This is a genomic window from Frigoribacterium sp. CFBP 13605, assembly GCF_014839405.1.
Taxonomy (GTDB): Bacteria; Actinomycetota; Actinomycetes; order Actinomycetales; family Microbacteriaceae; genus Frigoribacterium.
Map to the genome: position 1 here is coordinate 1 of NZ_JACYNS010000208.1, position 1271 is coordinate 1271.

Annotated in this window: 2 protein-coding genes; both read right to left on the reverse strand. The window is 77.3% G+C overall.

The annotated features are described in order from the left end of the window. Positions 1–1015, reverse strand: a 1015-nt coding sequence (locus IFT36_RS17050) for a glycosyltransferase (RefSeq protein ID WP_200413666.1), incomplete at its 3' end; no start/stop codon positions are given. After that, on the reverse strand, positions 1012–1271 hold a 260-nt coding region (locus IFT36_RS16685), incomplete at its 5' end, for a hypothetical protein (protein ID WP_200413667.1). The genes IFT36_RS17050 and IFT36_RS16685, both read right to left, overlap by 4 nt.

Genomic DNA, 1271 nt, shown 5'->3' on the forward strand with positions numbered 1-1271 from the left:
CCCCCTCGACCTGCCACGCCGACCAGTCGGGCCGCAGCCCCCGGGCGCGCTCGACCACCGACGGCCACTCGTCGTCGACGGGCCAGGACGGCGCCACGACGGCGAGGCCGGCCCGATCGAGCGCCCGGGCGGTCGTGAGCTGCTCGTCGAAGGGTCGGGTCTGCGGCACGACCACGGCACGTGCGCCGAGGGCGGCGAGGTCGGCGACGGTGTTCTGGCCGGCCCAGGTCACGATCACCTCGGCCGAGGTCATGGCCTCCCACGGATCGTCGACCCACGTGTCGAGCCCGAGGGCCGACCAGGTCGTGCCGGGCGTGGCCCGAGCCGCGCGGGCGACCGCGGCCGAGAGGTCCCCGTGGTCGCTGCCGCCGGCACCGCCCACGAAGAGGACGCTGCCGGGCACGACGGCCGACCCGCGGTCCGAGGCCCCGCGCCCGTCCTGCCGCGAGATCCCGCCGACCCAGCGCACCTTCTCGGCGACCCGGTCGAGCGCCGACGAGTCGTGCGTCCCGGCGGGCCAGGGCGCGATCACGCGCGACGCCGCGTCATAGGCGAGTCGGTGGGGTTCGTCGGTCCGGTCGCCGGGTTGCGAGACCACGACGACCTCGACGCCGAGCAGCCGCACGAAGAGCGTCACCTCGACCGAGACGTCGACGACCATCGCGTCGAAGGGGCGCCCGCCGTCCGCCGCCCCGGCGATCTCCCCGGCGATGCGGGCCAGGCGGGAGGCGTGCCCGGGGTGCCCCACGGGAGCCCAGTGCAGCAGGCCTCCCACGGTCGGCGAGGCGTCGGCGGGGTGACGGACCACGCCGTCCGGGCCCGTGGTCGGGGCGTCGTCGCGCTCGAGTTCGATCCAGGTGGTGTCGTCCGGCAGGTCGACGGGGGCGCTCAGCGAACTGAAGACGACGACGTCGGCGTCGAGGTGCGGCCGGACGGCCGAGAAGCGGGTGCGGTGCCCGGCACCGTGGTGGTGCACGTACCAGCCGACGAGGGGGCGGGCGACCGTCGAGGTCACGCCGTCACGACCCGTCGGCCCGTGCCGGCCGGGCGCACGGCCGACAGGCCGCCGGCGAGGGACGAGGAGGCACGGTGCCGGCCACCCACGCCGGTCGGCTCCGTCGCCGCGACGGCGGACGTGCCCGGCGCGCGCTCGTCCGAGGCCACGACGTCGGCGTACAGCCGCTCGAGGACGGCGGCCCGGGCTCGCAGCGAGAACCGGTCGACGGCGTCCTGCCGCACGGTGCGGCGGGCGTCGGCGTCCGTCCCGACCC